The 15,678-nt window shown below is 51.5% G+C and carries 16 protein-coding genes; 11 read left to right on the top strand and 5 right to left on the bottom strand.

Features of this window, described 5'->3' with window-relative positions; genetic code table 11:
• The first annotated feature begins 312 nt into the window (after positions 1 to 312).
• Entirely contained in the window at positions 313 to 996 is a 684-nt protein-coding gene (locus K8W53_RS22500) for an oligogalacturonate-specific porin KdgM family protein (RefSeq protein WP_161400186.1), read from the top strand.
• Between the two features lie 157 nt (positions 997 to 1,153).
• Here K8W53_RS22500 and K8W53_RS22495 read toward each other — a convergent pair whose 3' ends face one another.
• From K8W53_RS22495 to K8W53_RS22485, 3 genes are read right to left on the bottom strand one after another with little or no spacing between them, the layout of a single operon-like run.
• A complete protein-coding gene (locus tag K8W53_RS22495) occupies positions 1,154 to 2,461 on the bottom strand; it encodes a TRAP transporter large permease (RefSeq protein WP_023224798.1) in 1,308 nt (435 codons plus the stop codon).
• A complete protein-coding gene (locus K8W53_RS22490; protein ID WP_001091413.1) occupies positions 2,454 to 2,969 on the bottom strand; it encodes a TRAP transporter small permease in 516 nt (171 codons plus the stop codon). The genes K8W53_RS22495 and K8W53_RS22490 overlap by 8 nt, the downstream gene beginning before the upstream one ends.
• Positions 2,970 to 2,987: 18 nt before the next feature.
• Positions 2,988 to 3,971 carry a TRAP transporter substrate-binding protein gene (locus tag K8W53_RS22485; RefSeq protein ID WP_000812816.1) on the bottom strand — a complete coding sequence of 328 codons (984 nt, stop codon included), beginning with the start codon at positions 3,969 to 3,971 and terminating at the stop codon, positions 2,988 to 2,990.
• A gap of 328 nt (positions 3,972 to 4,299) precedes the next feature.
• On the opposite strand from K8W53_RS22485, the gene sodA reads away from it, so the two are divergent.
• From sodA to K8W53_RS22470, 3 genes are all read left to right on the top strand, one after another.
• Entirely contained in the window at positions 4,300 to 4,920 is a 621-nt protein-coding gene (sodA, locus tag K8W53_RS22480; RefSeq protein WP_000122632.1) for a superoxide dismutase [Mn], read from the top strand.
• 69 nt (positions 4,921 to 4,989) lie between these two features.
• Positions 4,990 to 5,679, top strand: coding sequence for a 6-hydroxyaminopurine reductase (gene yiiM, locus K8W53_RS22475; RefSeq protein ID WP_000559229.1), 690 nt, complete (start codon positions 4,990 to 4,992; stop codon positions 5,677 to 5,679).
• 11 nt (positions 5,680 to 5,690) lie between these two features.
• The gene (locus K8W53_RS22470; RefSeq protein WP_000133441.1) at positions 5,691 to 6,086 is read left to right on the top strand and encodes a nuclear transport factor 2 family protein; all 396 of its coding nucleotides are present in this window, start codon (positions 5,691 to 5,693) and stop codon (positions 6,084 to 6,086) included.
• Between the two features lie 50 nt (positions 6,087 to 6,136).
• Here K8W53_RS22470 and cpxA read toward each other — a convergent pair whose 3' ends face one another.
• On the bottom strand, positions 6,137 to 7,510 hold the full coding sequence (cpxA, locus tag K8W53_RS22465) for an envelope stress sensor histidine kinase CpxA (protein ID WP_000580402.1): 1,374 nt from the start codon (positions 7,508 to 7,510) through the stop codon (positions 6,137 to 6,139).
• Positions 7,507 to 8,205, bottom strand: a complete 699-nt coding sequence (gene cpxR, locus K8W53_RS22460; RefSeq protein ID WP_001033731.1) for an envelope stress response regulator transcription factor CpxR — start codon at positions 8,203 to 8,205, stop codon at positions 7,507 to 7,509. The genes cpxA and cpxR overlap by 4 nt, the downstream gene beginning before the upstream one ends.
• 150 nt (positions 8,206 to 8,355) lie before the next feature.
• Between cpxR and cpxP the strand changes: the two genes are divergently transcribed.
• The 7 genes from cpxP (at position 8,356) to K8W53_RS22425 (ending at position 15,669) form a co-directional block, all read left to right on the top strand.
• Complete coding sequence (gene cpxP, locus K8W53_RS22455; RefSeq protein WP_001233463.1) at positions 8,356 to 8,856, top strand: cell-envelope stress modulator CpxP; 501 nt, start codon at positions 8,356 to 8,358, stop codon at positions 8,854 to 8,856.
• Between the two features lie 147 nt (positions 8,857 to 9,003).
• On the top strand, positions 9,004 to 9,906 hold the full coding sequence (fieF, locus tag K8W53_RS22450) for a CDF family cation-efflux transporter FieF (protein WP_001077321.1): 903 nt from the start codon (positions 9,004 to 9,006) through the stop codon (positions 9,904 to 9,906).
• A 184-nt stretch (positions 9,907 to 10,090) separates the two neighbouring features.
• Entirely contained in the window at positions 10,091 to 11,053 is a 963-nt protein-coding gene (pfkA, locus tag K8W53_RS22445; protein WP_000591793.1) for a 6-phosphofructokinase, read from the top strand.
• Between the two features lie 203 nt (positions 11,054 to 11,256).
• Positions 11,257 to 12,246: a sulfate ABC transporter substrate-binding protein gene (locus K8W53_RS22440; RefSeq protein WP_020838226.1), complete on the top strand. Its 990-nt coding sequence runs from the start codon at positions 11,257 to 11,259 to the stop codon at positions 12,244 to 12,246.
• Between the two features lie 100 nt (positions 12,247 to 12,346).
• The gene (locus tag K8W53_RS22435) at positions 12,347 to 13,102 is read left to right on the top strand and encodes a CDP-diacylglycerol diphosphatase (protein ID WP_000750757.1); all 756 of its coding nucleotides are present in this window, start codon (positions 12,347 to 12,349) and stop codon (positions 13,100 to 13,102) included.
• A 262-nt stretch (positions 13,103 to 13,364) separates the two neighbouring features.
• Positions 13,365 to 14,699, top strand: a complete 1,335-nt coding sequence (locus K8W53_RS22430; RefSeq protein WP_000777314.1) for an MFS transporter — start codon at positions 13,365 to 13,367, stop codon at positions 14,697 to 14,699.
• Between the two features lie 10 nt (positions 14,700 to 14,709).
• Positions 14,710 to 15,669: an aminoimidazole riboside kinase gene (locus K8W53_RS22425; protein WP_023224796.1), complete on the top strand. Its 960-nt coding sequence runs from the start codon at positions 14,710 to 14,712 to the stop codon at positions 15,667 to 15,669.
• The last annotated feature ends 9 nt before the right edge of the window (positions 15,670 to 15,678 follow it).

The following is a 15,678-nucleotide window of genomic DNA, read 5'->3' as shown; positions in this document are numbered from 1 at the left end:
ACTTACCGTTTGATAAAAAGGTAGTTATACAGTAATTATTTAGTTGTTTTATTTGTATTTACAATTTAAATATATTGAAATTAACGTTAGGAATCAATGAAATATAAGTATAAGGAAATTCCTATATTAGTGTTGTTGATGGTGTTTTGATTTTTATTTTATATGGCGAATATGAATTTCATTTATTTTATTTTGCTTTTTGAACATTATCCCAATTTTAAATTAAAGATCTTTGTCTATATTGTCGCCATTCACATTGCGTATTATGGTTGTAACGGTCTGACATGAAACAACGTTTTAATTTTAAATTAAATGGATTCTGTTATGAGAAAATCTCTTTTCTTACTATTACCTCTTGTTGTAACAAATGCGCATGCAGTATATGTCGATGTTCGTCATGAATATCTTGACGACAGTAAAGCTAACTATGACCGTGCGTATATTTCTCATCGGTTTGCGAATGGTGTTGGTTTTGCGATAGAAGCTATCTCAAAATCAGGCGGGGATGACACCAATAAAGCGTTTAATGACCTGGAAACACAGGGCAACGAATATACGATAAGCTACCAATTTAAAACCGGTGATGTCGCCAGGCAACCGGGTTTCGTGCTGGAAACAGGCAACGGTTACTCTACCTATAAGCCTTACTTCCGCGCGACGTGGACATTAAATGAAAGCTGGTGGGTTGGTGCGCGCTATCGTTTTGAATATGTACGCCGTTCTTCTGATATCCGTGATGATGATACCATCAATCGTATGGATGTCTGGGCGGGTTATAAATGGAACAACTTTGACTGGACAATCGAAGGAATTTATAAGAAAGCCGATAAATATGATCTTTACGATGGCGGCAAAGATAACTATGAATATAACTTCAGAACTGCCTATATTATTGACCAATGGTCGCCATTCGTTGAGGTAGGTAATGTTTCCGTCAATAGCAACAGCGATGAAAGACAAACCCGTTTCCGCGTGGGTATAGGCTACACATTCTAATCATTATCCCTGTTTATTATTTATTCCCTTTTCCGGCTACTTTATAGGTAGCCGGTTTTTTTTACCTGGTGATGACCTGCGGATAATTATTATCGTGCGTTGGCCGGATAAGACGCGAATCGCCATCCGGCAACGAGATGTGCAGGAAACTATGCGCTTACATGATGCCCAGTATACGGGGTAAGAACAGTGTGATTTCCGGAATGTAGGTAATTAATAACAGAACGCCGATAATCGCGCCGTAAAAAGGCAGCAACGGTTTAATCACTTCCTCAACTTTGACCTTACCGACGCTCGCCCCGACATATAAACCACTGCCAACTGGCGGCGTAATGGTGCCAATCGCCAGGTTATAGATCATGATAATGCCGAAATGCACCGGATCGACGCCCAGTTTAGCCATGATCGGCAGCAGAATCGGGGTAAAAATCAGAATGGCCGGACCAATATCCATAAATGCGCCGATAATCAACAAAAAGACGGTAATGACTAACAGGATAACCAGTTTATTGGCGGAAATACCGAGGATCATATCGCTCAGCGCCGCAGGAATATTGGTGATCGACATCGAGAAGGACATCGCCGAAGAGGTTGCCAGCAGGAACATGATGACCCCGGTCATTACCACTGTCTGGAGCAAAATCGAAGGCAAATCCTTAATTTTCAGCGTGCGGTAAAACACCATCGTCAGCAATAACGTATACACCACGGCAATCGCGGAGGCTTCAATGGCGGTGAAAATCCCCTGCACAATGCCGCCGACGATAATCACGATCAGTAACAGGCTGGGAATGGCCTCAACGGCAACTTTTAGCGCCATGCCTTTTTGGACGGTGAAGAAAACCCGATAATTTCGACGCTTAGCGACTACCAGCGTGACCAGCATACAGCCAACGCCCCACAGCACTCCCGCGACCAGACCGCCGGCGAACAGAGCGGCAATCGATGTTCCCCCGCTTGCCAGCGCATAAAGGATAAAAGCCGTGGTGGGCGGAATTAACATTCCCGTCGGCGCGGAGGCGATATTCACCGCGGCCGCAAAGCCGCGATCGTAACCTTCGCGCGCGCTCATCGGCACCATCACGCCGCCGATGGAGGTTGAGGCGGCAATCGCCGATCCGGAAATTGCACCGAACATCATATTGCCGACGATGTTGGTATAAGAGAGCGAGCCGGGCAGTTTGCCAGTAAACAGTTTGGCAAAATTGACCAGCCGGGCGGCAATTCCCCCGCTATTCATGATCACCCCGGACAAAACGAAGAACGGCACGGCCAGCAAGGCAAAACTGTCCAGGCTGGAGAACATTTTTTGCGCGGTGGCGAACATCGAAATATCGAAAGGCAGTACCAGCATCATGGTGCTGAAAGAGGCGATAACGATGCAGATCCCGATAGGCGCGCCCATGGCCAGTAAAACAACAAAGACGGCAATTAGCGTACAGGACGCAAAAATAGGGTCAATCATGTGATTTCTCCAGAGTGTGCTCAGTGGTATCCGTGGCGGAATGGATAGCTTTCAGGGCGTCAACGATATTCAGCAGCCCATAGAGGATGATCAGTACGCCTGCGCAGGGGAGCGCGTAATAAATTTTCCCCATCGGAATGCCCAGCGCAGGGGAGATTTGCAGCATAGAAATCGCAGAAATCTTTAAGCCGCCGATAATCAATACCCAAATGGAAAACGCGATAAAAATGACCTGCAGAATAATATCCCACCAGCCACGAATCGTCGGCGACACCTTATCCAGTAAGAGAGTCAGGCTGATATGCTGTTTCTGACCGGCGACAAAAGCCATGCCCAGCATTGATACCCACACCAGGAGAAATCGCAGCATCTCTTCGGTAAGGGTGCTGGGAACGCCCAGAATGTAGCGGCTCACCACCTGCCAGCAGGCGATGCCAACCATTATCGCCAGCACCAGGCAACAGATAGCGCCCAGCAATAAATCAAGTCCTTTTCTGAATGTGTTCATCTTAATTTCCTGATTAGATTAATTTTTTGCTGTCTGGATACGTTGATACAGCCCGTAAAGCCGCGGTTTGTTTTTCAGGCCGTCGTAAATAGGCTGTACTGCCTTCTGGAAGGGTTTTTTGTCGATCTCGTAGAATTCAACGTTGAAATCTTTTACCGCCGCCAGCCTGGTTTTCTCTATTTCCTTGTCCCATGCGGCTTTCTCAAATTCGATCGACGCCTTGATGGCGGCTTCGACGATGCGCTGCTGTTCCGGCGTCAGCTTTTCCAGCGTGAGGGTACTCATTAGCAGGATATCGGGAATGCGGGTGTGCATATCGTAGGTGTAATAACGGGCGACTTCGCCGTGGCGGGCGATGGTGAGAGCGAACTCATTGTTTTCCGCGCCGTCGAGAATGCCTTGTTGTAACGAGGTATAGACCTCCGCCTGGCTCATGGCGATGGGCGAAGCGCCCAGCAGTTTGAGAGTTTGGATCGCCGTCTCACTCTGCATGACGCGGATCTTCTTCCCGCGTAAATCCTCAATGCGTTTAACCGGCGCTTTGCTCATATAAAAATTACGCGCGCCGGAATCATACCAGCCTACGCCGACAAACCCCTGCGCGGCGGTGGACTGATAAACAGGCTCCATCACCTGTGGGTTATCCATTACGCGGTAGTATTCATCGACGGTGGCAAACAGGTAGGGAAGTGAGAACACGCCGTACTCAGGCGAAAAACTCTCCATCAGCCCGGACGACACTTTAGTGATGTCGACGACGCCGACCTGCGTCAACTCCACCAGTTCGCGCTCGCCGCCAAGCTGTCCGTCCGGGAAGTACTGTACTTTGATATCGCCGCCCGTTTTCTCTTCAACTTGCTGCCCCAGGAAGTGCAACGCATCTTTTACCGGCTGGCTATTTTCAGCGTAGGCCAGGCGCAAAATGGTTTCGCCGTGGGAGAAGAAAGAGAGTGTGGAGAGTAAGGCCAACGTAGCCAGACGTATAAAACCAGGTTGCTTCATAATTCCCTCGCAATTGTAATAATTTACCGGGAATGTAATTGCATGGTGAAATTATAACCTTCTTGATTTTGCCACCGCTGACAAAAATTGGCACCAAAAGAAAGATTTTGAAACCCTGTTTCACATTTCATGATTTCCAGGAATTCATCAACAGGCGGTTTCGGTTGGAGGCGTAAAAAACGATTTTTTTCAGCGGATGCCGTAACGTTTATAACCCTGGAAAAAGTACGGCATTGATAATCATTTTCAATATCATTTAATTAACTATAATGAACCAACTGCTTACGCGGCGTTAACACTGTGCCGCTCGACAATAATGGAGATGATTATGAGTTATACACTGCCATCCCTGCCGTACGCTTATGATGCACTGGAACCGCACTTCGATAAGCAGACGATGGAGATTCACCACACCAAACACCATCAAACCTATGTCAACAACGCTAACGCGGCGCTGGAAAACCTGCCTGAGTTTGCTGACCTGCCGGTTGAAGAACTGATTACTAAACTGGATCAGGTGCCAGCGGACAAAAAAACCGTGCTGCGTAACAACGCGGGCGGCCACGCTAACCACAGCCTGTTCTGGAAAGGGCTGAAAAAAGGCACCACTCTGCAGGGCGATCTGAAAGCGGCTATCGAGCGTGACTTCGGTTCCGTTGACAACTTCAAAGCTGAATTCGAAAAAGCAGCAGCAACCCGTTTCGGCTCCGGCTGGGCGTGGCTGGTGCTGAAAGGCGACAAACTGGCTGTGGTTTCTACCGCAAACCAGGATTCCCCGCTGATGGGTGAAGCCATTTCCGGCGCTTCCGGCTTCCCGATCCTGGGTCTGGACGTGTGGGAGCACGCTTACTATCTGAAATTCCAGAACCGCCGCCCGGACTACATCAAAGAGTTCTGGAACGTGGTGAACTGGGACGAAGCAGCAGCGCGTTTCGCCGCTAAAAAATAATTTGCATTGCACGTCTGTAGAAGCGAGTCTGATGACTCGCTTTTTTTGTATCCGCGTAAGGAGCAGCAGATGCATTATCCGGTTGACGTGTTTATTGGCAAAATTCGTGACTATGACGGCAGCCGCCCGAGCGCTATCGCCAAGGTGCAAATCGACGGCGAACTCATGCTGACCGAGCTGGGTCTGGCAGGCGATCAGCAGGCCGAAAAGAAAATCCACGGCGGCCCCGACCGCGCGCTATGCCATTACCCCCGCGAACACTATGCTGATTGGATTCGCCAGTTCCCCGAGCAGGCGACGCTGTTTTGCGCCCCGGCGTTTGGCGAGAATCTGTCGACGAACGGAATGACCGAACACAACGTGTTTATTGGCGACATCTACCGCTGGGGCGAGGCGTTGATCCAGGTCACTCAGCCGCGCTCTCCATGCTTTAAACTTAATTTCCACTTTGCCATCAGCGACATGGCCCTCCTTATGCAGAACAGCGGAAAAACCGGCTGGCTGTATCGGGTCATTGCGCCAGGTAAGGTCTCCAGCGATGCGCCGCTGGAACTGGCGTCGCGTCTGAGCGATGTCTCGGTTCATGAAGCGGGTGTTATCGCCTGGTCTATGCCGTTTGATGACGAACAATATCACCGGCTGTTGAGCGCCGCCGGGCTGTCGGCGAGCTGGAGCCGCACCATGCAGAAGCGTCGTTTGAGCGGCAAAATTGAAGATAGCGCCAGACGACTGTGGGGGGATAAAACTCCGCCAAAATGAAAGGAAGGATTATGACTGAAGCTGAAAATGCGGTGGCGATCGTAAAAGAATTTTTGGTGGCCTCGATGATTCCCGATGCTGAACGCGCCGCAACGTATATGCACCCGGAGGTGAAAATTACCTTCACCGGAGGCCGGGCGATGGCGGGCGCGGCAGATATCGCGCAGTTTAACGGCGCTCGCTACAAGTGGGTAAAGAAGGCGCTGGGCGAGTTTGATGCGGTGCAGCATGATGATTACGTTGTGATTTATTCCAACGGTACGTTGTATGGCGAATGGCCCGACGGTCGCCCGTTTGCCGATAACCGCTTTATCGATCGTTTCGAAGTGCGCGATGGCAAAATTACCCGGATGGACGTGTGGAACGACAGCGCCGAGTGGATTTTAGCGCCAGACATTTCCCGGTAAATCTTGATGGCGAGATAAAAAATCGGCCTGCATTCGCAGGCCGATGGTTTTTAGGTTCGCTTGTACAGCGGTAGCCACAGCGTGAGCCGCAACCCACCCAGCGGGCTATCGTCAGCCTTAACCCAGCCGCGGTGCTGCTGCATGGCGCTTTCGACAATCGCCAGACCCAGGCCAGTACCACCGGATTCACGGTCGCGCGCCTCATCAGTGCGATAGAACGGACGGAATATCTGCTCGCGGTCTTCAGGGCTGACGCCCGGCCCGTCGTCATCGACCGTGATCGTAATACCGTCTTTATCCACCGAGAAGCCGACTTCAATCTTCGTATGTGAATAGCGCAGCGCATTACGAACAATATTTTCCAGCGCGCTTTCCAGCGCGTTTGGGTTGCCATAGAGCGGCCACGGCCCCGGCGGATAATTTACCGTTAACGACTTGCCCATCTGTTCGGCTTCAAAGGCGGCGTTATCCAGCACTTCGCCCCATAGCTGATTGGCTTTCATCGTTTCGCTGACCAGCGCGTTTTTCTGTTGGTTACGCGACATCACCAGCAGGTCATTGATCATGCTGTCCAGACGCTGCGCTTCGGTTTCAATACGCTCCAGCTCTTTGCTTTCGCCGCCACGACGACGCAGCAGCGCGGTACCCAGTTGCAGGCGCGTAAGGGGCGTTCGCAGCTCATGGGAGATGTCTGACAGCAAACGCTGCTGCGAGGTCATCATCCGTTCCAGCGCCGTCACCATCTGGTTAAAACTGGCGCCAGCGGCGAGGAACTCCTGCGGACCCGCCTCCAGCTCCGGATGCTGACGCAGGTTGCCTTGCGCCACTTCATCAGCCGCGTTTTTCAACTTACGCGCCGGTTTCGCCAGACTCCATGCCAGCCATAGCAAGAGCGGCGAACTGACCAGCATTGTGACAATGAGCAACAGGAGCGGGCGGTCAAACAGCAGATTAATAAAATCGGATTGCGAACTGCTGGCCGGTCGAATCAGGTAAAGCTGGTAATTATCCTCTCCGTCGCGAACGGAGAACGGCCCCACCATCTCTACGCGGCCATATTTTTTCTTCTGCGGATGATCGGCGTTATCCGCCTGACCAATGAAGTTACGAATGATCTGCATTTCGCTGCGTTCAGCACCGATCACGCGTCCTTCAGAGGTCACCAGTAATAACCGCTGTCCAGGCGGCGCCCACTTATCGATCGCGCGGAACAGGCGACGCCACCACATCAGGTCGTTGGGTGGATCGTTCGCAAGTTCAGCTTCTACATGTTGCTCTATCATCAATCCCTGGCGCTGCTCGCTGTCCAGCAGCTCGGTCATCTGGCGTGAATCGAGCTTGGGCAACATCAGGACCAGCATTAGCACCAGCGCCAGCGTCAACCAGAAGATGGCGAAGATGCGCGCGGTTAAACTTCCTATCATGAAGCGGAAACCATCAGATAGCCGCGACCACGCAATGTTTTAAACCACGGGTGACCGTCTTTGCGTTCCGGCAGTTTGCGGCGCAGGTTAGAAATATGCATATCAATGGCGCGATCGAACGGCGTCAGGCGCTTACCCAGCACTTCCTGACTTAAATGTTCACGGGAAACCACTTGGCCGAGGTGTTGCGCCAGCAAATAGAGCAGGGTGAATTCCGTACCGGTCAGCTCCAGCGTTTGGCCATCGAAACTGGCTTCCTGGCGGCCCGGATTAAGGCTTAGCGCATCGACTTCCAGCGTCGGCGAGCCGTTGTCGCTGCTCTGCTGCTGCTCGCTCCAGTGGGAACGGCGCAAAATAGCCCTGATGCGCGCTACCAGCTCGCGGTCGTTAAACGGTTTGGGTAAATAGTCGTCCGCGCCCAGCTCAAGGCCGAGAACGCGATCCAGCTCGCTGCCGCGCGCGGTCAGCATAATGACAGGCGTCTGGTGTGTCTGGCGAAGCGCTTTCAACGTATCGATACCGTTTTTCTTCGGCATCATGACGTCAAGCAAAAGTAAATCGATGCTGTCATCCAAAAGCTCAAGCGCCTGCTCGCCGTCGTGGGCCACCAGGACATTAAAACCTTCCATTTCGAGGAGCTCTTTTAACAGGGAAGTCAGCTCTCGGTCATCATCAACTAACAGGATTTTATTCATTGTTTACGTACCTCCGAGGCAGAAATTACGTCATCAGGCGTCGCTAATCCATGACTTTACGTTGTTTTACACCCCCTGACGCATGTTTGCAGCCCGAATCGTAAACTGTCTCTCGTTGAATCGCGACAGAAAAGATTTTGGGAGCAAGCGATGCGCAAAGTTACCGCTGCTGTTATGGCCTCAACGCTGGCATTCAGTTTTTTAAGCCACGCAGCTGAAGTTGTTACAAGCGATAACTGGCACCCCGGTGACGGGGCCACGCAGCGTAGCGCGCAAAATCATATGTTTGACGGCATAAGTTTAACCGAACATCAGCGTCAGCAGATGCGAGATCTTATGCAACAGGCAAGGCACGAACAGCCTCCTGTTAATGTTAGCGAAATGGAGACAATGCATCGGCTTGTCACCGCAGAAAAATTTGATGAAAGCGCTGTGCGCGCTCAGGCAGAAAAAATGGCGCAAGAGCAGGTCGCCCGCCAGGTCGAAATGGCCCGCGTGCGTAACCAGATGTATCGCCTGTTAACGCCGGAGCAGCAAGCGGTTTTGAATGAAAAGCATCAGCAACGAATGGAGCAACTGCGCGACGTGGCGCAATGGCAAAAAAGTTCATCGTTGAAATTATTGAGTAGTAGCAACTCACGTTCCCAGTAACAACCCTGTTTTCCTTGCCATAGACACCATCCCTGTCTTCCCCCACATGATGTGGGGGTTTTTTTTATCTCCAGTTTGTCATTCTGTTATTAGCTTACTGTTTTAAACCATCCGTTATACTACCGGCAGAAGATAGCGGGAGTATTTATGAATCAAACCTATGGACGGCTGGTTAGCCGGGCGGCTATCGCGGCAACGGCGATGGCATCAGCGTTACTTTTGATCAAAATTTTTGCGTGGTGGTATACGGGATCGGTGAGTATTCTGGCGGCGTTGGTGGACTCGCTGGTGGATATTGCCGCGTCATTGACGAATTTGTTGGTCGTGCGTTATTCGCTGCAACCCGCAGATGATGAACACACGTTTGGGCACGGTAAAGCGGAGTCGCTGGCGGCGCTGGCGCAAAGTATGTTTATTTCCGGTTCGGCGTTGTTTCTGTTTTTGACCAGTATCCAGAATCTGATTAAGCCGACGCCAATGAACGACCCCGGCGTGGGGATTGGCGTTACCGTCATCGCTCTGATATGCACTATTATACTGGTCACGTTTCAGCGCTGGGTGGTACGCAAGACCCAAAGTCAGGCGGTACGGGCGGATATGCTTCATTATCAGTCTGATGTTATGATGAACGGAGCGATTCTTATCGCGCTGGGGTTATCCTGGTACGGTTGGCATCGTGCAGATGCCCTGTTTGCGTTAGGTATCGGCATCTATATTTTGTATAGCGCGTTGCGTATGGGGTATGAGGCGGTGCAGTCATTATTGGATCGCGCGCTGCCCGATGCGGAACGACAGGAAATTATTGATATCGTGACGTCATGGCCGGGAGTCAGCGGCGCGCACGATCTCCGCACGCGGCAGTCAGGGCCGACCCGCTTTATTCAGATTCATTTGGAAATGGAAGATAATCTGCCGCTCGTTCAGGCGCATTTTGTGGCTGACCAGGTAGAGCAGGCGATTTTGCGGCGTTTTCCGGGTTCAGATGTCATTATTCATCAGGATCCCTGTTCAGTCGTCCCCAGGGAAGGCAGGAAGTTTGAGCTTGTATAATTGATTGTTAAAAAGTGAGCCAGGCCAGCATTTTGTGTATAAATTACCGCCATTTGGCCTGACCTGAATCAATTCAGCAGGAAGGGATTGTTATACTATCTGTATATTCGTTGGATCGTTTCGAAGTGCGAAATCGGCTTCCGGCAATAGATTTCATTTTGCATTCCAAAGTTCAGAGGTAGTCATGATTAAGAAAATCGGTGTGTTGACAAGCGGCGGTGATGCGCCGGGCATGAACGCGGCAATCCGCGGTGTTGTGCGCGCAGCGTTGACGGAAGGGCTGGAAGTCATGGGCATTTATGACGGCTATCTGGGCCTGTATGAAGATCGTATGGTTCAGCTTGACCGTTACAGCGTATCTGACATGATCAACCGTGGCGGTACTTTCCTCGGTTCCGCCCGTTTTCCGGAATTCCGTGACGAAAATATTCGCGCTGTCGCGATCGAAAACCTGAAAAAACGCGGTATCGATGCGCTGGTAGTTATTGGCGGCGACGGTTCTTATATGGGTGCAAAACGTCTGACTGAAATGGGCTTCCCGTGCATCGGTCTGCCAGGCACTATCGATAACGACATCAAAGGCACCGACTACACTATCGGCTACTTCACTGCTCTCGGCACTGTCGTGGAAGCGATTGACCGTCTGCGTGACACCTCCTCTTCTCACCAGCGTATCTCTATCGTTGAGGTGATGGGCCGTTATTGCGGCGACCTGACGTTGGCGGCGGCTATTGCTGGCGGCTGTGAGTTTATCGTGGTGCCGGAAGTTGAATTTAATCGCGAAGATCTGGTGGCGGAAATCAAAGCCGGGATCGCGAAAGGGAAAAAACACGCTATCGTCGCTATCACCGAACATATGTGTGATGTTGACGAGCTGGCGCACTTTATTGAAAAAGAAACGGGCCGTGAAACGCGTGCGACGGTGCTCGGCCACATTCAGCGCGGTGGTTCCCCGGTACCTTACGATCGCATTCTGGCTTCCCGTATGGGCGCGTATGCTATTGACCTGCTGCTGGAAGGCCATGGCGGTCGTTGTGTCGGTATCCAGAACGAGCAGCTTGTTCATCATGACATCATCGATGCGATTGAAAACATGAAGCGTCCGTTCAAAAGCGACTGGATGGAGTGCGCGAAAAAACTGTACTGATTGTTTTTGCGCGCCTGATGGCGCTACGCTTATCAGGCCTACAGGTTGCAGAAACGTGTAGGCCGGATTAGGCGCTAGCCGCCATCCGGCAATCCCTCAGATTTATTCCCCGAAGTTATAGCCAATCTTTTTTTATTCTTTAATGTTTGGTTCTCTTTCTGGCACGCTTTGCTCATCACAACACAACATAAGCGAGTCGGGCGATGAAAAAGTGGGGCGTGGGGTTCACATTATTGCTGGCGTCAACCAGCCTTCTGGCAAAGGATATTCAGTTACTTAACGTATCATACGATCCAACGCGTGAGCTGTACGAGCAGTACAACAAAGCGTTTAGCGCGCACTGGAAGCAGGAAACCGGCGACAACGTCGTGATCCGCCAATCGCACGGCGGTTCGGGTAAACAGGCGACTTCCGTTATTAACGGCATTGAAGCCGATGTCGTGACGCTGGCGCTGGCTTACGATGTGGACGCTATTGCGGAACGTGGTCGTATCGATAAAAACTGGATTAAGCGTCTGCCGGATAACTCAGCACCTTACACCTCCACCATCGTTTTCCTGGTCCGCAAAGGCAATCCAAAACAAATTCATGACTGGAACGATCTGATTAAACCCGGTGTGTCGGTGATTACGCCAAACCCGAAAAGCTCTGGCGGCGCACGCTGGAACTATCTGGCGGCATGGGGCTACGCCCTGCACCACAACAATAACGATCAGGCCAAAGCGCAGGACTTTGTCAAAGCCCTGTTTAAAAACGTTGAAGTGCTGGACTCCGGCGCGCGTGGCTCAACCAATACTTTCGTTGAACGCGGTATCGGTGATGTGCTGATCGCCTGGGAAAATGAAGCGCTGCTGGCGACGAACGAACTGGGTAAAGATAAATTCGAGATAGTGACCCCGAGTGAATCTATTCTCGCAGAGCCGACCGTGTCCGTGGTGGATAAAGTCGTTGAGAAGAAAGGGACGAATGCGGTGGCGGAAGCGTATCTGAAGTATCTCTACTCGCCGGAAGGGCAGGAGATAGCAGCGAAAAACTTCTACCGTCCGCGCGATGCTGACGTGGCGAAAAAATACGACGATGCGTTTCCGAAGCTGAAGCTGTTCACCATTGACGAGGTGTTTGGCGGCTGGGCGAAGGCGCAAAAAGATCACTTCGCTAATGGCGGTACGTTCGACCAAATCAGCAAACGCTAAACCGTTTATAAACCCGGTAACGTATTATGTTACCGGGTTTTTTCTTTGCCACAATTTTGCGTTACTCTTCCCCGTCTATGGGTCACAGGGAACGCATATCATGAAAAAAACAGGCTACTTTTTACTGGCGGTGATAGTGATTGTCGCCGCGGCGGGCGTCGGTTACTGGAAATTTTCCGGCAACCCTGATGCATTACGGGAAATCGTGCTTGAACAATGCCTGCCCGATCAGTTACAGCATCAAAACCCAGCGCCTTGCGCGGAAGTCAAACCTCGCGCCGGCTATGTCGTCTTTAAAGATCGTCACGGTCCGTTGCAATATTTATTGATGCCCACCTACCGTATCAACGGTACAGAAAGCCCGCTATTGCTGGAACCCGCTACGCCCAACTTTTTCTGGCTGGCCTGGCAGGCTCGCGGCTATATGAGTAAAAAATACGGGCATGATATTCCGGATAGCGCAGTCTCGCTGGCGATTAATTCGCGGCTTGGTCGTTCACAGGACCATTTGCATATCCATATTTCTTGCATCCGTCCTGACGTTCGGGAACAACTGGATAACGATCTCACGCGCATCAGCACTCGCTGGCTTCCGCTACCGGGCGACCTGATGGGGCATGAATACCTGGCGCGCCGGGTAACCGAGAGCGAACTGGCGCAGCGTAGTCCGTTTATGATGTTGGCGGAAGAGGTGCCGGAAGCGCGCGATCATATGGGACGCTATGGGCTGGCGGTGGTACGCCAAAGCGATGGCTCTTTTGTCCTGCTGGCGACCGAGCGTAATTTACTAACCTTCAACCGCGCATCGGCGGAAGAGATTCAGGACCATAGTTGCGCCATTTTGTCTTCCCGCTGATTTTCGTTCCACCCCCTGCTCATTATCTTATTGATTCTTATCCCGGTTTAAAACTGGGGTAAGATCGTGTCTATAAAAATATGTGAAACCGATCAAAAGATATAAAGGTATACCTTTATATCTTTTTGTGGTTAGTTACACTCTCTTCATAGCCTCCATAGATTGTCTGGTGGATGGCTTATATAAAAACGTTTTTATTTCATGTAGTGACATCATTAATTGTTCACCAGATTTGCGCTGTTAAGCGTAAAGGAATATCAACATGAAACTTTCTATCGTGGAAAAAATCGGCTTCGGCGCGGGAGATATGGCGATAAACGTTGTGATTATCGCCATGCAGCTGCTCCTCGCCTATTTCTATACCGATATCTACGGCCTGAGCGCCGCTGATGTTGGCGTACTGTTTGTGGTTGTGCGGATGATTGATGCCATTATCGATCCGGCCATGGGGGTTCTGACCGATAAACTGAACACGCGCTGGGGGCGTTACCGCCCGTGGCTGCTGTGGTTTGCCATTCCTTTTGGCTTCGCCGTTTATTTGATGTTTATTACGCCTGATATGGCTTATATGGCCAAGCTGGCATGGGCCTATGGCACCTATATTCTTATGACCCTGGTCTATACCGCGATCACCATTCCCTATATTTCGATGATTGGCGTGATTACCAGCGACCCCGTCGAACGGTTAAGCGCCAACGGTTATCGTTTTGTGATGACCAAGATTGCCGCTTTCCTGGTGACTATCGTCGTACCGATGCTTGCCGTCTGGCTGGGGCAGGGCAACAAGGCGCTGGGTTACCAGTTTTCGATGGGGCTGATGGGGGCGATGGGCGCCTTACTGTTTATCTTCTGTTTTCTTACCACGCGTGAACGCAGCGAGCCGGAAATTACCTCGCTATCGGTGGGGAAACAGTTTAAATATCTGTTACGTAACGATCAGTGGATTATTCTCGGCGTTGTTATTCTGCTGCTGATGTGCGGTTATGTTATTCGCGGTTCCGTTGCCGCTTATTACGCCAAGTATTATCTGAACGGCGGAGATAGCCTGATTTCACCCTTCCTGACTACCGGTGTCGTTGCCTCTATTTTAGCGATGATCGCCACCACCTGGATAACCAAGTTCTGGGACAAAATTAAGATGTTCCGCTACACCCAGATTATTACCTTTATCCTGAGCGCGCTGATGTATTTCTCCGTCGGGCGTGAAAATCTTATCCTGGCGTTTGCGTTCTATTTTCTTATTAATTTCTTCTGCGATATGCAGATGCCGGTGTTCTGGTCCTCTATCGCCGAAGCGGTGGATTACGGAGAAAAGAAAACCGGTCTGCGCGTTTCCGGGTTGGCGTTTGGCGGCATCCTCTTCTTCCAGAAGTTTGGGATGGGGATCGCGGGCGGGATACTCGGATTCCTGCTGAGCCACTTTGGCTATCAGGCCGATGTTGAACAGAGCGCACGTTCGCTCACCGGTATTGCGCTGATGATGACGCTCATTCCGGCTCTGTTTCACCTTGCGGTTGGGCTGCTTATGAAAAAGTATCTGATTAACAACGAATATTATCGTGATATTCAGCTCGCCCTGGCGCAGAAACAGGCATAAGGAGGCGCAAATGAAGGCCATGAATAAGGTTTGGGTTATCGGCGATGCCTCCGTTGACCTAGTGCCGGAAAAACAGAACAGCTATCTGAAATGCCCCGGCGGAGCGTCGGCGAACGTGGGGGTATGCGTTGCCAGGCTGGGCGGAGAGTGCGGTTTTATTGGCTGTCTTGGTGACGATGACGCCGGCCGCTTCCTGCGCCAGGTTTTTCAGGATAACGGCGTGGATGTCACGTTTCTAAGGCTGGATGCGGACCTGACCAGCGCGGTGCTGATCGTCAACCTGACGGCTGACGGGGAACGCAGCTTTACCTATCTGGTGCATCCGGGGGCTGATACCTACGTTTCGCCGCAGGATTTGCCGCCGTTCAGGCAGCACGAATGGTTTTACTTCAGCTCAATTGGCCTCACCGACAGGCCCGCTCGCGAGGCGTGCCTTGAGGGAGCGAGAAGAATGCGTGAAGCGGGTGGTTACGTACTGTTTGACGTCAATCTGCGCAGCAAGATGTGGGGGAATACTGATGAAATCCCTGAACTGATCGCCCGGTCCGCCGCACTGGCTTCTATCTGCAAAGTCTCGGCAGATGAGCTGTGCCAGCTCAGCGGGGCCAGTCACTGGCAGGATGCGCGTTATTACCTGCGCGATCTAGGCTGTGACACCACGATCATTTCGCTGGGGGCCGATGGCGCGCTGTTGATTACCGCCGAGGGGGAGTTCCATTTTCCCGCACCACGCGTCGATGTCATCGATACCACCGGGGCAGGCGATGCTTTTGTCGGCGGCCTGCTGTTCACCCTTTCCCGCGCAAATTGCTGGGATCATGCCCTGCTGGCGGAAGCCATCAGCAATGCCAACGCCTGCGGCGCTATGGCGGTGACGGCAAAAGGCGCAATGACCGCTCTGCCATTTCCTGAGCAGCTAAACACTTTTCTTTCCAGCCATTCGCTGGCACAAGCCATGACCGTGAAATAAGGAGTCATC

The organism is Salmonella sp. A29-2 (assembly GCF_020150755.1).
Lineage (GTDB): Bacteria > Pseudomonadota > Gammaproteobacteria > Enterobacterales > Enterobacteriaceae > Salmonella > Salmonella enterica.
This window is presented reverse-complemented; position numbering and strand designations above follow the sequence as displayed.

What these genes read in the sequence shown, in the direction of transcription:
- cpxA (WP_000580402.1), bottom strand. Translation starts at nt 7,510, where the DNA reads ATGATAGGAAGTTTAACCGCGCGCATCTTCGCCATCTTCTGGTTGACG.
- K8W53_RS22500 (WP_161400186.1), top strand. Translation starts at nt 313, where the DNA reads ATGGATTCTGTTATGAGAAAATCTCTTTTCTTACTATTACCTCTTGTT.
- cpxR (WP_001033731.1), bottom strand. Translation starts at nt 8,205, where the DNA reads ATGAATAAAATCCTGTTAGTTGATGATGACCGAGAGCTGACTTCCCTG.
- pfkA (WP_000591793.1), top strand. Translation starts at nt 10,091, where the DNA reads ATGATTAAGAAAATCGGTGTGTTGACAAGCGGCGGTGATGCGCCGGGC.
- K8W53_RS22440 (WP_020838226.1), top strand. Translation starts at nt 11,257, where the DNA reads ATGAAAAAGTGGGGCGTGGGGTTCACATTATTGCTGGCGTCAACCAGC.
- K8W53_RS22425 (WP_023224796.1), top strand. Translation starts at nt 14,710, where the DNA reads ATGAAGGCCATGAATAAGGTTTGGGTTATCGGCGATGCCTCCGTTGAC.
- K8W53_RS22495 (WP_023224798.1), bottom strand. Translation starts at nt 2,461, where the DNA reads ATGATTGACCCTATTTTTGCGTCCTGTACGCTAATTGCCGTCTTTGTT.
- K8W53_RS22435 (WP_000750757.1), top strand. Translation starts at nt 12,347, where the DNA reads ATGAAAAAAACAGGCTACTTTTTACTGGCGGTGATAGTGATTGTCGCC.
- fieF (WP_001077321.1), top strand. Translation starts at nt 9,004, where the DNA reads ATGAATCAAACCTATGGACGGCTGGTTAGCCGGGCGGCTATCGCGGCA.
- yiiM (WP_000559229.1), top strand. Translation starts at nt 4,990, where the DNA reads ATGCATTATCCGGTTGACGTGTTTATTGGCAAAATTCGTGACTATGAC.
- K8W53_RS22485 (WP_000812816.1), bottom strand. Translation starts at nt 3,971, where the DNA reads ATGAAGCAACCTGGTTTTATACGTCTGGCTACGTTGGCCTTACTCTCC.
- sodA (WP_000122632.1), top strand. Translation starts at nt 4,300, where the DNA reads ATGAGTTATACACTGCCATCCCTGCCGTACGCTTATGATGCACTGGAA.
- K8W53_RS22490 (WP_001091413.1), bottom strand. Translation starts at nt 2,969, where the DNA reads ATGAACACATTCAGAAAAGGACTTGATTTATTGCTGGGCGCTATCTGT.
- K8W53_RS22430 (WP_000777314.1), top strand. Translation starts at nt 13,365, where the DNA reads ATGAAACTTTCTATCGTGGAAAAAATCGGCTTCGGCGCGGGAGATATG.
- K8W53_RS22470 (WP_000133441.1), top strand. Translation starts at nt 5,691, where the DNA reads ATGACTGAAGCTGAAAATGCGGTGGCGATCGTAAAAGAATTTTTGGTG.
- cpxP (WP_001233463.1), top strand. Translation starts at nt 8,356, where the DNA reads ATGCGCAAAGTTACCGCTGCTGTTATGGCCTCAACGCTGGCATTCAGT.